Raw genomic sequence first — 13,471 nt, forward strand, 5'->3', positions numbered from 1 at the left:
CTACTCAGACATTCATTTTTCAGGGAGCAACTCCATGACCGTTGCCACTATAAAAAAAGAGCGAAAACTGACCATCGCTCGTGCCATGGCTGAAGCCATTGCCCAGGAAATGCGTACCGATGAACGTGTTTTTGTGATGGGTGAGGACGTTGGCCCTCTCGGCGGGGTGTTCGGCAATACACGCGGCCTGTTTGACGAGTTTGGCGCCGAGCGCGTTCGTGATACCCCCATATCTGAAACCGCCTTTATGGGCGCTGCCGTCGGCGCTGCATCTGACGGTATGCGCCCGGTCGTCGAGCTGATGTTCGTCGACTTTTTCGGCGTTTGCTTTGATGCCATCTATAACCTGATGGCAAAAAACACCTATTTCGCAGGCGGGGAAGTGCAGGTCCCCGTGGTGTTAATGACTTCAACCGGTGGCGGCTACTCTGACGCAGGCCAACACTCACAGTGCTTGCATGGCACCTTTGCTCATCTACCGGGGATGAAGGTTGTAGCCCCTTCCAATGCCTATGACGCCAAGGGACTGATGACGGCCGCCATTCGGGACAACAACCCGGTTATTTTCATGTTCCACAAGGCCCTGCAGGGCATGGGTTGGCTGGGAACGGAAAAAGACGCCATCGTGCATGTTCCGGAAGAAAGCTACGAAGTTCCCATCGGCAAGGCGGCTGTGGTGAGAGAAGGCAGCGACCTGACCATTGTGGGACTGACCTCGGGCGTACATCACGGTCTCAAAGCTGCGCGTGAACTGGAGAAACAGGGCGTCAGTGCTGAAGTCATTGATCTGCGATCACTGGTTCCACTGGATCGCGAAACCGTCATTGAGTCGGTGCGAAAAACCGGTCGCTTGATCGTCGTCGACGAGGACTACCAGAGCTACGGTGTCACCGGTGAGATCATCTGCTCGGTGGTCGAGCGCAATATCCCGCTCAAGGCAGCCCCGCAGCGCGTTGCGTTTCCCGATATTCCCATCCCCTTTACCCCGCCAATGGAGCAATGGGCGCTGCCCAACGCCGACAAGATCATTGCCGCATTCAATCAAATGGAGAACCCGTCATGAGCACAGAAGTACGTGTACCCGAGGATCTTTGGGAAGAAGACAGTGAAGCCGTCATCACCAGCTGGCTGGTTAGCGAAGGCGCGAATGTGGAAGACGGTGAAATGATTGCCGAACTGATGGTGCAAAAAATCCAGCATGAACTCCACGCTCCCGCTTCAGGTGCGCTGACCATCCTCAAGGATGTGGATGATGTCGTCAGCAAAGGGGACCTGGTTGCGACCATCGGGTAGGAGAGCAACACCATGAATATGATGACCGTAGACAAGCACACCGGGATCACAACTATCCCCATGCGGGGCATGCGCGGCATGATTGCCGACAATATGCGCCGCAGCCTTGATGAAGCAGCACAGCTGACACATCACGCTGACTGCGATGTCACCGAACTGCTGGCCACCAAAGCAAGGCTGGCCAGTCAGGACATCAAGGTGTCTGTGGAAGACCTGATCGCGCAGGCCGTTATCACAACCCTGGAATCCCACCCGGCCCTTAATGGCCGGGTTGAAGACAAGGAAATCCACTTGTACGACCAGGCTCACCTGAGCCTGGCAATGGCCCTCCCCGACAATCTTCTGGTCGCGCCAGCCATTTTCAATGCAGGCGAAATGAGCTTGCTGGAACGCAGCACAGCACGCAAGGAGCTTGCGCAGAGGGCTCGCAGCGGCAAGTTGAGCGTGAATGAAATGACAGGTGGAACCTTCACGCTCAGTAACCTGGGACTGTCACGGGTAAGACACTTTACCCCCATTATCAACCGCCCTCAGATAGCCATTCTGGGAATTGGCGAAACAGGGTTGCGCCCCTGGGTGATGCCTGATGGCAGTATCCAGGCCCGTAAGATTATGGGCCTGTCACTGACCTTCGACCACCGCGCCGTTGATGGTGCTCCGGCCGCAAACTTTCTCAGTGCCCTGTGCACCTTGATCGAACAGGGGTGACAACATGAACACCACCTCTTTGGCCCTGGACAGTGGACAGTCGAACGTTCTGACACCGGCACAAGGCCTGGCTCGGGAGATGTCATTACTGTCAGCGGTTACCAGTGGGGAGCGCCAGGAAGGCTTTCTGGCCTGGCGCTGCCAGCAGGCACTGATCGTACCTCGACGCCTGGCACACAAGGCGGAGTTCCACCTGGCCGCAAACCGGATGAAAGTTGAAGGCTGGCCTGTTCACATTCGCAGTACCGGGGGGGATCTCACCCCTCAGGCACCCGGTCTTATTAACATCGCCATTGCCTACCGCTGCAAACGTGAACCCGGTGCTATCGAAACCAGCTACCGTGCTCTGTGCGACCCTCTGATCGAGTACCTGAACCAGCAGGGTATCCAGGCAAGCTGTGGAGCCGTTACCGGCGCCTTCTGCGATGGTGACTACAACATCACCGTCTCAGGCAGAAAGCTTGCGGGAACAGCACAGCGCTGGCGGCGTATCACGGGTTTAAAACAGGGTGACTTCGCGGTTCTAGCACATGCCGTGGTGCTATGCGATGAACCCATGCAGCGCTTATGGAACGCCGGCAATCGCTTTTATCAATATTGTGGCATGGAGCCCTACATCCGCCCTGAGTGCCACATTTCAATGGCCGAGTTACTGCCCGGGGAACACGCAGCTGAACGACGTTTTGCGGAGATCGAAAACGCCTACTCAACCTGCTTCTCCCGTTTTGACTGACCCCTTAGCCCATATCCTGTTAAACAAAAATAAGAAAACGGAGTGTATATGTTCAAAAAAGAACCCGCGCTTGCGCAGCCGCGCCTGAGTCGGCGCCGCTTTCTCTCATTTTCCGGTACCGCCATGGTGGGACTGGGTGCCATCAGCGCCGGCCTGCTCCCGGCCGCAAGCTGGGCAGCGTCACTGGTTGGTGAGCATGCCAGCCAAACCCTGCTGCGGATGGCCCGTGACATTTATCCCCATGACAGTCTGGATGACAAATACTACGCACAGGTCCTGCAGCCTTTGGCTCGGTCTGCCCGAAACGATGAGCAGTTAAAAGCCATGCTCAGCGAAGGCGTTGATGAACTTGACCGCCGCGCACGAGCAATGAAATCAAGACCTTATATAGAGCTAACAGAAGAAGCTGATCGGGTCGAAATTCTGCGTGCGATTGAAGATGGCCCATTCTTTCAACGCCTGAAGGGTGACCTGATGATGGGCCTGTATAACAACCCCGAGCTCTGGCCGACATTTGGCTACGGTGGCTCAGCCTGGGAAAAAGGCGGCTACTTGTACCGTGGCTACAACCAAATCGATTGGCTGTAAGGGGAGATGATAATGAGCACTCAATTTGATCTGAATGATGACAGCCTGGTGGTGATCGTAGGTTCTGGCGCCGGTGGCGGCACCCTTGCAAATGAACTGGCCCAGAAAGGCATTCGCAGCGTCGTGTTGGAAGCGGGAAAACGCTTCAAGATGGACGATATAGAAAACGACGAATGGAACATGTTCCACAAGATCTCCTGGCTGGACAAGCGGCATGTGGAAGGCCCATCACGACTGGCGCGGGACTTCCCCAACCTGCCCGCATGGATTGTTAAAGGTGTCGGCGGTGCCACCATGCACTGGGCCGGCGTTGCCATGCGGTTGCAGGAGCACGAATTCCGTATGCAGTCTGAAAACGGCACCCTTGCAGGGGCCAATGTCCTCGACTGGCCGGTTACGTTGCAGGAAATGGAACCCTATTACGAACGCGCCGAAAAGAAGATGGGGGTATGCGGTACCAAGGCAACCGGTATGCCCTTCCACGGCCAGAGTAGCCACTACAAGGTTATCGCTGAAGGCGCGCGCCGAATCAATGCCAAGTGTGAACAGGCCACATTGGCCATCAACACGGAAACACGAGATGGACGTCCTTCATGCCAGGTAAATGGTTTCTGTATGCAGGGCTGTCGCATCGGCGCCAAGTGGTCAACCATGTATACGGAGATTCCCAAGGCGGAATCCACCGGCCTGGTAGAAGTCAGACCGCAATCAATGGCACTTCGTATTGAGCATGATAAGCACGGCAAGGTTACCGGCGTGCTCTATGCGGATGCACAGGGCAATCAGCAGTTTCAAAAGGCTCGCGCGGTAGCCGTGGCAGCCAACTCCATTGAGTCACCGCGACTCTTGCTCAACTCTGCGTCCTCCATGTTCCCGGACGGATTGGCAAACGGCTCCGGCCAGGTCGGTCAGAACTACATGACCCACACCACCGCCGGTGTCTATGGGGAGTTCGAAAAGCCTGTTCACATGTACAAGAGCACGGTAGTCCCCGGTATTGTGCATGAATGGAAAGATAACGATCCCTCGCGCGGGCATTACGCAGGCTATGAGCTGGAGATTCTGCACCTGGGGCTGCCGTTCATGTCGGCGTTTTTAAACCCGGGTGTATCAGGATGGGGCCGCGAAGTCGCCGACTCCTTAGCCAACTACGACAAGATGGCAGGTTTCTGGGTGTGCGGTGAGGACATGCCGGTCGAATCCAACAACATCACCCTGCACCCAACGGAAAAAGACCAATATGGCCTTCCTGTACCCGTTGTGTACAAGGCTGACCACATCAACGACACGCGAATGCGTAATCATGCCATCGCCAAGGCAACAGAGCTGCTTGAAGCGGTCGGCGCAAACAAGGTCAATGTGCTCCCGCCCTACCCCGCCAGCCACAACATGGGCACCAATCGCATGAGTGCCAAAGCCAAAGATGGTGTGGTAAACCGCTGGGGACAATCACATGAAATTCCCAACCTGTTTGTGTCCGATGGCAGTCAGTTCACAACCAGCTCAACCGAAAACCCGACCCTGACGATTGTAGCCCTGGCCATTCGCCAGGCCGAATACATCGAGCAGCAAATGCAGCAAAACGCTATCTGATAGCGGTACAACTCCAGCCCCTCTCTTCCTGGGCCTGAGCCCTTTGGCGTCCAATAACTGGACGCCTTTTTTGTTTTGTCTGCACAGATGTTCACACGCCGACTCGACAGCCGAATGTAAACCAGTACCGAGAAGAAGCCACTTTCTTGCCAACCCATCCACAGAACCGGATACTTCAGGTTTTGTAAATTGGCGCACGAGGAATTGGCGTTGACACAGATTACCGATAATACAGTAGTGCAGTTCTTCTACACGCTGACCGATGCAGACGATACCCAGGTCGAAACCAATCACGGTGCCGATCCTATCGCTTATCTTCACGGCCACGACGGCATGATCCCGGCCATCGCTGAAGCGCTGGAAGGCAAAACAGCCGGCGACACCCTGCACCTCACCCTCACGCCTGAACAGGCATATGGCGAGCGTCAGGAAGGTCAGGAACAACGCGTGCCCATCAAACACCTGCAAGGCCTGCCCAAAGGTGTGCGCAAATGGCAGCCCGGCATGGTAGCCGTAGTGCAGACGGATCAGGGGATGCGTCAGGTCACTGTCATCAAGCCCGGTCTGAAAATGGTGCTGGTGGATACCAACCACCCGCTGGCCGGCAAAACGCTGACCTACGATATCGAAGTTGCCGATGTACGTGAGGCAACCGATGAAGAGATCGCCCACGGCCACGCCCATGGCGTTGGCGGCCACCAGCACTGATGCTGAGCCGATCTCAACCGAAAACAGCGTCTTACACCTATGCTTAAACTGATATCCCAACTGTTACGGAGAAAACCTATGGCACGCGCAAGCGCACGTCACATCCTGGTCGCGACTGAAGCTGAATGTCAGTCCCTGAAAGATCAAATCGCCGAAGGCGCCGATTTTGCTGCACTGGCCAAGGCCCACTCACAGTGCCCGTCAGGCCAGCAGGGCGGCGAGCTGGGCAGCTTCGGCCCCGGCCAGATGGTACCGGCATTCGACAAGGTCGTGTTCAGCGCCCCGATCAACGAAGTACAGGGCCCGGTCCAGACCCAGTTTGGTTACCACCTGCTGGAAGTAACCAGCCGCGACGACTGATCGCCTGAGGCATATTGCCTGCTAACGGCCCTGGTTCAGCTTTCCTGAACCGGGGCCGTCTTCTTTGTGCCCGACCGAGGGCCGCAAACAGAAACGACAAAACTCACAGGAACAACCATGGCTGAATTTGAGCAACTGGTGATTGAAGACCTCATTGAGGGGACAGGGACCGAAGTCAAAAAAGGTGGCGCTCTGGTGACCGCTCACTATCGCGGCTTTCTGGAAGATGGCAGCGAGTTCGATTCCTCTTACGACAAAGGTCAGCCGTTCCAGGTCGTACTCAGCCGAAAGAAAGTCATTGCCGCCTGGGTTGAAGGCTTAAAAGGCATGAAAGTTGGCGGAAAGCGCAAGCTGCTGGTGCCCGCAGAGATGGGTTACGGCGAACGTGGTTTCGGCGACAAGATCCCGCCCAATGCAAATCTTGTTTTCGAGATTGAGCTGCTGGAAGCGTTGAATCGGGAGTGAACCAGGCTTGCATGCAGGTTTAGGCGAGCGTCTGTATAGCCAAAACCTGCAACAATGTGCTGGCCGGTAAGGCATTAGTTTCGCCCGGCTTGTCACCTGCAGTACAGGGCCTGCTTTGATAGTCCTGCCGATCTCCAACATTACATTTATAGACTTGTGCAGCAACTTGCTCAGCACTGAAAATAAAAAAACTGCTGAAACAGTCGTTACGAGGGGGCGCATTTGATCTCTCCATTGATGCCTTGAGATGGTGTACTTCCTGCGCGTTGCGCTCACCTCACGCAATGGTAGCAAATTGAGACACTAATTCATTGGAATCAATACCTAGAATCCATATGAAAACAGCGTGGAACAGGCTTTGACTGATCAGTAATTTCGCTTGGAAAAGCTTGAACGCCTGACTGATTGAGCGAAGCTGTATTGCCGGCTTGAGTAACCAGAATATTGGGTATATGAAGCCATCAACGAATGGCTTTTAAATGGTCGGGACGGCAGGATTTGAACCTGCGACCCCCTGCACCCCATGCAGGTGCGCTACCAGACTGCGCTACGCCCCGACTAGGCGGAAACTGAATGATCAGTTCCGAAGAGGCTGCAAATACTACCCCAAGCTTTTGATAAATGGAAGCTTTTAAAAAGCAGTTTTTTCTTAATCTCCCTTAAGACTTATTTAAGTTTACAACTCCACACTGGGTAGCCATGAAGAGGAGCTACCCTATGAGCATTAACCCTCCACTGGCTCGACAGCCTGCCAGCCTGAGTCTGCATACGCAGCTCGCCCCCCAGCGCAGGCGTGTCGAGCAGTTTATTCATGGTCGTTTCGCACAGGTACATGGTGCCGATGTGCATGATTTCCTGCCCACGCTGGTCAGTTCGAGTAACACTGAAGGCGAACTGACGGCAGCGGCTGGATTCAAGCTGGCCAGTGAAGGCCATCTGTTTCTGGAAGCTTATCTGGATCAGCCGGTTGAAAGCTGTCTGGCTGCATTGGGGCACATTCAGCCTGAGCGAGAAAAGATTGTGGAGGTCGGTAACCTTGCCACTGCCAGTCCCGGCCGAACCCGTCAGCTGATTATCGCGCTCGCCGCCTGGTTTGATCGGCGCCAGCTTGAGTGGGCGGTGTTAACCCTGACACCCACACTTATAAACAGCTTTCGACGTCTGGGCCTTGAGGTTTATGTGTTGGCACCGGCACTGCTGGAACGCCTTTCCGACGGTTTGAGCGACTGGGGCCAGTATTACGCGCTACAGCCTCAGGTGGTCGCCGTGTCCGTGCCCGAAAGCGCCCGTTTACTGCGCCAAACGTCAGTTGCAGCAGTTGCCCTGCCTGCAACTCAGTCTGCCCTGCACCCCGGAGTCGCATCACATGGATAACCGTCTGTTCTCGCAACTGGCCCAATGGGCTCAGGTGCAGCCGGAAAGCCCGGCGCTGCAGGATGAGCAGGGCTCGGTTTGCTGGGGCGAGCTTCTAACGGAGGTCGACCAGCTGGCCACACGCCTGCAGCATGAGGCCGGTGATCGGATTGCGCTGTTGGCGGATAATAGCCGCCACTGGGTACTGGCGGATCTTGCCGCCATGAAAACCGGCCGTGTGCTGGTGCCGGTTCCCCTGTTTTTCAGTGACGAACAACGTGCCAACCTCTTTGCGCGAGCCGGCATCGATACCCTGATCACCCTGCACCGGGGTGAACTGCGCATCCAGCAATTCGATACTCAGGCGACCGTTTTACACCCCGGCACGGCCAAGATCACCTTTACCTCCGGTACCACCGGTGCGCCCAAAGGCGTTTGCCTGAGCATTGAGCAACAACTGCAGGTCGCGCAGAGCCTGGCCGGTGCGCTGGGCGAGTTGAATATTCAGCGCCATCTCTGCCTGCTGCCGCTGGCGACACTGCTGGAAAACGTTGCCGGCGTGTATGCCGCCCTGCTGATGGGTGCCTGTATCCAGCTGCCCTCACTGAGCAGCCTGGGCTGGCAGGGCTCCAGTGATCTCGACATCTACCGGCTGATTGCAGCACTTGATCATTATCGCCCCGACTCGCTGATCACCCTGCCACAGGTGCTCTCCGGCCTCACCGCAGCTTCCGAGCAGGGCCAGTCCATCCCACCGCTCAAATTCATGGCAGTGGGCGGTGCCCGCGTGGGCTCATCATTGATGTACCGTGCCCATGCTCAAAAACTGGCAGCCTATGAAGGCTATGGCCTGTCCGAATGCGCGTCCGTAGTAAGCCTGAACACCCCACGCCACAATCGCATCGGCAGTGCCGGCCGAGCATTGCCACACAACCGGCTGCAGGTGAATGACGCCGGTGAGCTGTTCATCGAAGGCAACCTGATGCTGGGCTATCTGGGCGAACCTGCGCATGCTGGCCCCTATGCCACCGGAGACCTGGTCCGCATCGACGGTCAGGGTTACCTGCATGTGGATGGGCGCCGCCGCAACATAATTATCAACAGCTATGGCCGCAACCTCAGCCCCGAATGGGTGGAGTCCGGCCTGCTGGCGATACCCGGTGTTGAAGAAGCCGTGCTCTTTGGCGACGACCGTCCCCACAACGCTGCCCTGATCTATGCCCCGAGGCAGGCTGATGCCGAGCTGCAGCAGCAGATCGACCGTCTCAACGCTGAGCTGCCCGACTATGCCCGCGTTGGCCGCTGGGCCCGTATAGCCGAGCCACTGCGCCACACCGATCAGCTCTATACCCGCAACGGCCGCCCCCGCCGTAGTGCTATTGCCGAACATTTCGCTGACACGCTTGACGCACTCTACGCCTCTGAATTTTGCTAAGGAATAATCGCATGTCTTTCTACCAACGCCTGCAACTGGAAACCTCTGACGCCCGAGAATATCTGCTGACCTCGCCCATCCTGGTGAACTGTCAGCGGGGCGAGATCAGCCTCAACCAGTACACCGCCTTTCTGACTCAGGCCTACCACCATGTGAAACACACTCTGCCCCTGTTGATGGCCTGTGGCAGCCGCTTGCCGGAACGATACGAATGGCTGCGCGAAGCTGTCGCAGAGTATATCGAGGAAGAGACCGGCCATCAGGAGTGGATTCTGAACGATTTGGCCGCCTGTGATGTAAATAAAGAGTCTGTGCGCCAGGGTCAGCCCGCCATCGAAACAGAACTGATGGTGGCCTACGCCTATGACCTGATCAACCGTATCAACCCGATCGGCTTTTTCGGCATGGTTCAGGTACTGGAAGGCACCAGCGTCAACCTGGCCACCCCTCTGGCTCAAATCATCCAGGATCAGCTGGGGCTGCCGGATACCGCGTTCAGCTATCTGCGCTCACACGGCTCACTGGATCAGGATCACATCAAGTTCTTTGAAGGCCTGATGGATCGGATCGAAGACCCGGACGAGCAGGCACTGATCATCCACAGCGCACGCGTGTTCTACCGCCTTTACGCCGATATTTTCCGCAGCCTGCCTGCTGCCTGAGAGGATGCCATGCAATTTGATCGTCGCCATATACTCATTACCGGTGCCAGTGGCGGTATAGGTGCCGCCCTGGCGCGCCAACTCGCCGGGGAGCGAGCACAATTGCTGCTGCACGGCCGCAATGCCGAAGCCTTGAAGGCCCTCGCCGATCAATGCCATGAACTGGGCTCCCCCCGTGCATTGATCTGCAGTGCCGACCTGAGCACGCCGCAAGGCCGCCAGCAGCTTGTCAGCTGTATCGAACAGGAATTACCGCAGCTTGATACGCTGGTCAATAACGCCGGCATCAGCTGCTTTCAGCTGTTTGACCAACAAACCCCTGAAGCGATTGAGCAACTGATCAATACCAATATCAGTGCGCCGATTCTGCTCACCCGCGCGCTGATTCAGCCACTGCTGCAGACACAGGGCGAAGCCCCCGTGATCCTCAATATCGGCTCGGCGTTTGGTGCCATCGGGTTTCCCGGCTACAGCACCTACTGCGCCAGTAAAGGTGCCCTGCGCCTGTTCAGTGAAGCACTGGCACGCGAATACACTGATACCCGCCTGCGTGTGCAATACCTGGCCCCTCGCGCCACCCGCACAGCCATCAATTCCGAACAGGCCAATGCCATGACGGCGGCCACCGGCGGCCACATCGACAGCCCTGAGGTTGTCGCCCGTGCCGCAGTAAAACTGATGCGCTCGGGCCGTGCCCAGGCCGCAATCGGCTGGCCGGAAAAACTGCTGGTACGCCTGAACGGCCTCAGGCCGGAATTGATCAGTCAGGTACTGAGCAAGCAGCTCGGCAAAATCAAGGGATTTGCCAATCAACCTCATACCGGAGCCTGAACATGACAACTTTCATTCATAAGACGTCACACCTGCTGACAACCGGCCTGCTGACCCTGAGCCTGGGTTGTGCCACTATGGTGCAAGCCGCAAGTCCTGAACAGCTATTGCCGTTTCAACAGCGTTGGGCACAGATCCAGTATGACCTGAGCGAAGAGGACACCCAGGTAAAGGCCTTCGAGACTCTGGCTGAGGACATTGAACACATGCGTAACGCACACCCGAAAGACCCGGAGCTGATGATCTGGCAGGGTATTACACTGAGTTCGGAGGCCGGTGCCAAAGGGGGATTGGGAGCGTTAAAACTGGCCAAGCAGGCCCGCTCACTGTTCGAACAGGCCATCGAGCAAAGCCCCGAGGCCCTGCAGGGCTCGGCCCTGACCAGCCTGGCTACCCTGTACCATCAGGTACCCGGCTGGCCCATCGGCTTTGGCGATGATGACAAGGCGGCAACACTGTTCCAACAGGCACTGCAGATTAACCCGGATGGATTGGACAGTAATTATTTTTACGCTGTCTATCTGGCGGATCAGGGCGACAAACAGATGGCTCGAACACACTTGCTGCAGGCCCTGAAAGCACCGCCGCGTCACGGGCGTGAACGAGCTGACAGCGGACGTCGCAGTGAAGTCCAGGTCCTGCTGCAACAACTGAATTAGGAAGTTCTCGATGCGCATACTGGTCGTTGAAGATGATCACCTGCTGGGCGATGGCATTACCCGTGCTCTGACCCGAGCCGGTGAAGCCGCCGACTGGCTCACGAACGCAGAAGATGCCTTGCACAGCCTGCAGGTTGAACATTTCGACTGCCTGATACTGGATCTGGGGCTACCCGGGATGGACGGTCTTTCGTTGCTGCGCAAACTGCGCAAGGCCGGCAACGCGTTACCGGTGCTGATTCTGACAGCCCGCGATGCCATCGAGGATCGGATTGCCGGTCTCGATGCCGGTGCCGATGACTATCTGCTCAAACCCTTCGACCTGGCCGAGCTGCGTGCACGCTTGAGAGCCATCACCCGCCGCTCCAAAGGCTACACGGATACCCTGCTGCAGCTGGGCGACTTGGAAATCGATACCCAGGCACAGTCGGCCCGCTACAAGGGTGAAACCGTGGTGCTGTCACGCCGCGAGTTTGGTCTGCTGCTGACGCTGGCCGAAAATGCCGGCAAGGTACTCAGCCGTTCCCGGCTGGAGGAGTCCTTGTACGGCTGGGGCAATGAAGTGGAAAGCAACTCCCTGGAGGTGCACATTCACCACCTGCGCAAGAAACTGGACAGCTCCGTGGTGCGGACCGTACGCGGTGTCGGCTACATGATGGACAAACCTGCCGCATGACTTCCATCCGTCGCGCCCTCAGTATCAGCCTGATCAGCATCGGCCTCTGTGCCGGCCTGGTCAGCGCCTCGTTGTCCTTTTATGCCGCTACCGATGAAGCCGAAGAACTGTTTGATGCGCAGATGGCGCAGATGGCGCGCCTGATGGCCCAGCTTGCTCCCGGCACCGCCTTTGACTCCCCTCGTCCGGCCAGTGCCGGCGAGGGGGAATGGGAACCGGCACACCCCTACGAAAAACAACTGTCCTATCGGGTACTCAGTTCAGCGGGCAGCACCCTGATTCTATCCCCCAGTTTTCCGGAAGGTGTCAGCAGCTCGGCTCGCCCCGGCTATCGGGATCTGGAACTGGACAGCACCCGCTGGCGCCTGTTTACCCTGGCCACACCCGACAGCCGCTATTACATCCAGGTGATTCAGGATGACCACATCCGCCGGGAGCTGGCGATCAAGATCGCCCTGACCAACACCCTGCCTATCCTCATCTTCCTGCCGTTGTTGGGTTTCACCATCTGGTGGCTGATCGGCCGCAACCTGCGCCCGTTGCTGAGTATTGGTGAGCAGGTATCCACGCGCAGCTCGGATAATCTGGACCCCTTGCAACTGGAGCAGATACCGGATGAGGTGGATGCACTGGTATCTGCCCTGAACGAATTGCTGCAGCGTCTGCAGGCCAGCTTTCAGCGTGAGCGCCGTTTCACCGCCGATGCTGCGCATGAACTGCGCACCCCACTGGCCGCCCTGCAGGTTCATTGTGAGAACCTGTTTCAACAATTACAGGACCCTGTTGCCCGCAGTGACTGTGATCAGATCAAGGATGGTCTGGACTGCATGAACCGTATGGTGGAGCAGCTATTGCAGCTAAGCCGCCTCGACCCTCAGGAGCACTTGCCGGATATCGACCGCGTCAATCTCAGTGATCTGTGCCGCGACATGATCGGCGACCAGATCGGGTTTGCCATCGAGCGCGACATCGACCTGGGCCTGGATGCCCCCGATACGGACCTTCATATCCCCGGCAATGCCTTTTACCTGGGCCTGATGCTGCGCAATCTGATCGACAACGCTCTGCGCTACACCCCACAAGGCGGCGAAGTTACGCTGGCACTCAATACCCAGGGCGAGAAGGTGCAATTGCTGCTGTCTGATTCAGGCCCTGGCCTGGATGAGGATGCCAAGTCACGCGTGTTCGAGCGCTTTTATCGCCAAAGCCAGAAGGCCAGTGGCAGTGGTCTGGGGCTGTCTATCGTCAAACTGATCGCTGATCTGCACGGTGCAGAGGTCAGTCTTAAAGACAGGCCGTCAGGACAACAGGGCCTGGTGGTACAAGTGGAGTTCAGCAAGGCGTCGGATTGACGTTTGGTGGGGATTTATACAGCTCAGGGCTCTTTATTAAAGCTCAGAGCTCTCT

The 13,471-nt window shown here is 57.0% G+C and carries 16 protein-coding genes and 1 tRNA gene; 16 read left to right on the plus strand and 1 reads right to left on the minus strand.

Annotation, left to right across the window (positions count from 1 at the left end):
- Positions 1–34: 34 nt before the first annotated feature.
- From O3C79_RS16780 to O3C79_RS16820, 9 genes are all read left to right on the plus strand, one after another.
- Positions 35–1,063, plus strand: coding sequence for an alpha-ketoacid dehydrogenase subunit beta (locus tag O3C79_RS16780; RefSeq protein WP_076460779.1), 1,029 nt, complete (start codon positions 35–37; stop codon positions 1,061–1,063).
- On the plus strand, positions 1,060–1,293 hold the full coding sequence (locus tag O3C79_RS16785) for a biotin/lipoyl-containing protein (protein ID WP_494384033.1): 234 nt from the start codon (positions 1,060–1,062) through the stop codon (positions 1,291–1,293). The genes O3C79_RS16780 and O3C79_RS16785 overlap by 4 nt, the downstream gene beginning before the upstream one ends.
- A gap of 12 nt (positions 1,294–1,305) precedes the next feature.
- Entirely contained in the window at positions 1,306–2,001 is a 696-nt protein-coding gene (locus O3C79_RS16790; protein WP_494384034.1) for a dihydrolipoamide acetyltransferase family protein, read from the plus strand.
- A 4-nt stretch (positions 2,002–2,005) separates the two neighbouring features.
- Positions 2,006–2,734, plus strand: a complete 729-nt coding sequence (locus O3C79_RS16795) for a lipoate--protein ligase family protein (protein ID WP_494384035.1) — start codon at positions 2,006–2,008, stop codon at positions 2,732–2,734.
- A gap of 48 nt (positions 2,735–2,782) precedes the next feature.
- A complete protein-coding gene (locus O3C79_RS16800; protein ID WP_494384036.1) occupies positions 2,783–3,322 on the plus strand; it encodes a twin-arginine translocation signal domain-containing protein in 540 nt (179 codons plus the stop codon).
- A 12-nt stretch (positions 3,323–3,334) separates the two neighbouring features.
- Positions 3,335–4,915, plus strand: coding sequence for a GMC family oxidoreductase (locus tag O3C79_RS16805; protein WP_010322069.1), 1,581 nt, complete (start codon positions 3,335–3,337; stop codon positions 4,913–4,915).
- 210 nt (positions 4,916–5,125) lie between these two features.
- Positions 5,126–5,623, plus strand: coding sequence for an FKBP-type peptidyl-prolyl cis-trans isomerase (locus O3C79_RS16810; protein ID WP_202798472.1), 498 nt, complete (start codon positions 5,126–5,128; stop codon positions 5,621–5,623).
- A gap of 78 nt (positions 5,624–5,701) precedes the next feature.
- Positions 5,702–5,983, plus strand: a complete 282-nt coding sequence (locus O3C79_RS16815) for a peptidylprolyl isomerase (protein WP_494384037.1) — start codon at positions 5,702–5,704, stop codon at positions 5,981–5,983.
- A gap of 117 nt (positions 5,984–6,100) precedes the next feature.
- On the plus strand, positions 6,101–6,448 hold the full coding sequence (locus O3C79_RS16820) for an FKBP-type peptidyl-prolyl cis-trans isomerase (RefSeq protein WP_494384038.1): 348 nt from the start codon (positions 6,101–6,103) through the stop codon (positions 6,446–6,448).
- A 480-nt stretch (positions 6,449–6,928) separates the two neighbouring features.
- On the opposite strand, the gene O3C79_RS16825 is transcribed toward O3C79_RS16820, so the two are convergent.
- A tRNA-Pro gene (locus O3C79_RS16825) sits at positions 6,929–7,005 on the minus strand.
- Positions 7,006–7,165: 160 nt separating this feature from the next.
- Here O3C79_RS16825 and O3C79_RS16830 point away from each other — a divergent pair.
- From O3C79_RS16830 to O3C79_RS16860, 7 genes are read left to right on the plus strand one after another with little or no spacing between them, the layout of a single operon-like run.
- A complete protein-coding gene (locus tag O3C79_RS16830; RefSeq protein WP_494384039.1) occupies positions 7,166–7,822 on the plus strand; it encodes a thermostable hemolysin in 657 nt (218 codons plus the stop codon).
- The gene (locus O3C79_RS16835; protein WP_494384040.1) at positions 7,815–9,236 is read left to right on the plus strand and encodes an AMP-binding protein; all 1,422 of its coding nucleotides are present in this window, start codon (positions 7,815–7,817) and stop codon (positions 9,234–9,236) included. Before O3C79_RS16830 ends, O3C79_RS16835 begins: the two co-directional genes overlap by 8 nt.
- An 11-nt stretch (positions 9,237–9,247) precedes the next feature.
- The gene (locus O3C79_RS16840) at positions 9,248–9,898 is read left to right on the plus strand and encodes an iron-containing redox enzyme family protein (RefSeq protein WP_494384041.1); all 651 of its coding nucleotides are present in this window, start codon (positions 9,248–9,250) and stop codon (positions 9,896–9,898) included.
- A 9-nt stretch (positions 9,899–9,907) separates the two neighbouring features.
- Positions 9,908–10,729: an SDR family oxidoreductase gene (locus O3C79_RS16845; protein WP_494384042.1), complete on the plus strand. Its 822-nt coding sequence runs from the start codon at positions 9,908–9,910 to the stop codon at positions 10,727–10,729.
- Positions 10,730–10,731: 2 nt separating this feature from the next.
- A complete protein-coding gene (locus O3C79_RS16850) occupies positions 10,732–11,388 on the plus strand; it encodes a hypothetical protein (RefSeq protein ID WP_494384043.1) in 657 nt (218 codons plus the stop codon).
- A 10-nt stretch (positions 11,389–11,398) separates the two neighbouring features.
- Complete coding sequence (locus O3C79_RS16855; RefSeq protein ID WP_494384044.1) at positions 11,399–12,064, plus strand: response regulator; 666 nt, start codon at positions 11,399–11,401, stop codon at positions 12,062–12,064.
- On the plus strand, positions 12,061–13,416 hold the full coding sequence (locus tag O3C79_RS16860) for an ATP-binding protein (RefSeq protein ID WP_494384045.1): 1,356 nt from the start codon (positions 12,061–12,063) through the stop codon (positions 13,414–13,416). Before O3C79_RS16855 ends, O3C79_RS16860 begins: the two co-directional genes overlap by 4 nt.
- Positions 13,417–13,471 lie beyond the last annotated feature (55 nt).

It is taken from the genome of Marinobacterium sp. NO-S09 (assembly GCF_059179545.1).

Coding starts and splice junctions, on each gene's coding strand:
- O3C79_RS16845 (WP_494384042.1), top strand. CDS start 9,908: ATGCAATTTGATCGTCGCCATATACTCATTACCGGTGCCAGTGGCGGT.
- O3C79_RS16805 (WP_010322069.1), top strand. CDS start 3,335: ATGAGCACTCAATTTGATCTGAATGATGACAGCCTGGTGGTGATCGTA.
- O3C79_RS16780 (WP_076460779.1), top strand. CDS start 35: ATGACCGTTGCCACTATAAAAAAAGAGCGAAAACTGACCATCGCTCGT.
- O3C79_RS16840 (WP_494384041.1), top strand. CDS start 9,248: ATGTCTTTCTACCAACGCCTGCAACTGGAAACCTCTGACGCCCGAGAA.
- O3C79_RS16820 (WP_494384038.1), top strand. CDS start 6,101: ATGGCTGAATTTGAGCAACTGGTGATTGAAGACCTCATTGAGGGGACA.
- O3C79_RS16815 (WP_494384037.1), top strand. CDS start 5,702: ATGGCACGCGCAAGCGCACGTCACATCCTGGTCGCGACTGAAGCTGAA.
- O3C79_RS16860 (WP_494384045.1), top strand. CDS start 12,061: ATGACTTCCATCCGTCGCGCCCTCAGTATCAGCCTGATCAGCATCGGC.
- O3C79_RS16800 (WP_494384036.1), top strand. CDS start 2,783: ATGTTCAAAAAAGAACCCGCGCTTGCGCAGCCGCGCCTGAGTCGGCGC.
- O3C79_RS16855 (WP_494384044.1), top strand. CDS start 11,399: ATGCGCATACTGGTCGTTGAAGATGATCACCTGCTGGGCGATGGCATT.
- O3C79_RS16785 (WP_494384033.1), top strand. CDS start 1,060: ATGAGCACAGAAGTACGTGTACCCGAGGATCTTTGGGAAGAAGACAGT.
- O3C79_RS16790 (WP_494384034.1), top strand. CDS start 1,306: ATGAATATGATGACCGTAGACAAGCACACCGGGATCACAACTATCCCC.
- O3C79_RS16835 (WP_494384040.1), top strand. CDS start 7,815: ATGGATAACCGTCTGTTCTCGCAACTGGCCCAATGGGCTCAGGTGCAG.
- O3C79_RS16795 (WP_494384035.1), top strand. CDS start 2,006: ATGAACACCACCTCTTTGGCCCTGGACAGTGGACAGTCGAACGTTCTG.
- O3C79_RS16850 (WP_494384043.1), top strand. CDS start 10,732: ATGACAACTTTCATTCATAAGACGTCACACCTGCTGACAACCGGCCTG.
- O3C79_RS16830 (WP_494384039.1), top strand. CDS start 7,166: ATGAGCATTAACCCTCCACTGGCTCGACAGCCTGCCAGCCTGAGTCTG.